This window comes from Geobacillus sp. DSP4a, from assembly GCF_013096875.1.
In the GTDB taxonomy this organism is placed as follows: domain Bacteria; phylum Bacillota; class Bacilli; order Bacillales; family Anoxybacillaceae; genus Geobacillus; species Geobacillus thermophilus.
Window position 1 is genome coordinate 1 of record NZ_SDLD01000103.1, and the last position, 1,937, is coordinate 1,937.

1 protein-coding gene and 2 pseudogenes are annotated in these 1,937 nt (G+C 51.3%); 1 reads left to right on the top strand and 2 read right to left on the bottom strand.

Features of this window, described 5'->3' with window-relative positions:
* Positions 1-116 precede the first annotated feature (116 nt).
* Positions 117-1,016: pseudogene (locus ETC02_RS16445) on the bottom strand (acetate--CoA ligase); the annotation flags it as partial.
* A 73-nt stretch (positions 1,017-1,089) separates the two neighbouring features.
* A complete protein-coding gene (locus ETC02_RS16450) occupies positions 1,090-1,425 on the bottom strand; it encodes a hypothetical protein (protein WP_047818869.1) in 336 nt (111 codons plus the stop codon).
* 211 nt (positions 1,426-1,636) lie between these two features.
* Between ETC02_RS16450 and ETC02_RS16455 the strand changes: the two are divergent.
* Positions 1,637-1,937: pseudogene (locus tag ETC02_RS16455) on the top strand (RNA-guided endonuclease TnpB family protein); the annotation flags it as partial.

Genomic DNA, 1,937 nt, shown 5'->3' on the forward strand with positions numbered 1-1,937 from the left:
ACTGGAGGAGCATCCGTAAGTGTCATGACCCTTCCAACGTAGCCATTGAATGGCTGAGGGTAGTCAACTAGGGCTTGCCAAGCCCCCACTTCAAAAGCCGTTAGGCTTTAAGTGGTGGGTAGTTGACGTTTGGATAAGCGCGTTTTGACGAACAAGGACAGCTCTTCGGCCAGCTCGTCCGACGGCGCAAAGCCTTCTCTGAGCACGACGAACGCTTTGACAATTTCCCCTTTGACGGGATCCGGCTTCCCGACGGCGGCTGCTTCGACGACAGCCGGATGCTCAAGGAGGCAGCTTTCAATTTCGAAAGGCCCGATGCGGTAGCCGGCGCTCGAGATGATGTCGTCCGCCCGTCCTTGGAACCAGAAATACCCGTCTTCGTCTTTTGTCGCCAAATCGCCGGTCAAAAACCACTTGCCGACGAGCCGCTCGGCGGTTTTTTCAGGGTCTTTCCAATACCCCTTAAAGACGTTGGGGATCGAGTCGGTGTTAAAGGCAATTTGTCCGACTTCGCCGTCGGCGACTGGGGTTCCGTTCTCATCGAGCAGGGCCACGTCAAAGCCCGGCAGCGGCCATCCCATCGAGCCTGGCCGGACGTCCATCTCGGCGGCGTTGAAGTTTCCGATCAGCATCAACGTTTCCGACAAGCCATAATGGTCATGGATCGTAACGCCCACGTGCTCTTGGAAAAAGCGGATGACTTCCGGATTGAGCGGCTCGCCCGCCGAGCTCATGGCGCGCACGTTCAGTTGATAGCGGCGAATGACGTCCGCGCCGGCCGCCGCCATCGCCCGATACGCGGTCGGGGCGTACGCGAAATTGGTCACCCGGTATTTTTCCATCAAGGAATAGCACGTCTCCGGCTTAAACGGCCCTTCGTAAAAGACGATCGGCACGCCAAAGGCCATCGGCGCAAAGGTGCAAAAGACGAGCCCGTACGCCCAGCCCGGATCCGCCCCGCCGAAAAAGACATCGTCATCGCGCAGGCCGATCGCATAGCGCATATACGGATAAAGGAGGTGGTCGCGAAAGCCGCGGCAAGGGCGGCGGGGGCGACATGGCCGTAGAAAAAAGAGACGGCCGGTTTCGTCAGCGTATTTTGCGTTTTACCGCCGCTTCCTTTTCAAAGGAAACATGGGGACTGACCCGATACCAAATCCATAAATCATTCACGATCGAAGCGAGTTCGGCAATGTCGGCATTGAGCCGGCAGGAGCGTTCAAAATCATGCTCTTCGCCGAGTTCGTCTTGTTTTTCGTTGATTTCCCGCTCCAGGGCGGCGATGCGGTCGGGGATCATGCCGCGGATTGTTTCCCATTCCAGTAAAATCGCCTCTTGTTCGTTTGGGCTGTAGTCCTCCCAAGGCTTGTCCAGATGCGGCACGCGGATGCCGAGCCGCTTGTCGTCGATGAAGATGCCGTTCATTCTTGCCGCCTCCTTTTTTTCTATTATACGAAACATTTCCGCATATCGGTGAGGAATTTTTATTCTTTTTATCTTAATTAGGCGAGAAGACTCCCACTTCAACGAAGCGAAGCGGAGTAAGTGGGAGATGAATCGCCTTAACTATATTTTGCTGAAAATAGGATAGATTCAGTAAAATATAGTATCATATAGTTAGATGGGAGGTGAAAAAATGTATTTTTGTATCAAACAACAGCTAAATGGTTTGACCAAAGAAGAATACTTGACTCTTCGAGAACTGTGCCATATTGCCAAGAACATGTACAACGTCGGATTGTACAATGTCAGACAATACTATTTTGAACACAAGGAATTTCTTAATTATGAGAAAAACTATCATCTTGCCAAAACTAACGAAAACTATAAGCTGTTAAACAGCAACATGGCACAGCAAATTTTAAAAAAGGTCAATGAAGCCTTTAAATCTTTCTTTGGTTTAATCAGTCTTGCCAAACAAGGAAAATATGACCACA

Excerpts from the sequence above, each read along its gene's own strand:
- ETC02_RS16450 (WP_047818869.1), bottom strand. The coding sequence starts at position 1,425 with ATGAACGGCATCTTCATCGACGACAAGCGGCTCGGCATCCGCGTGCCG.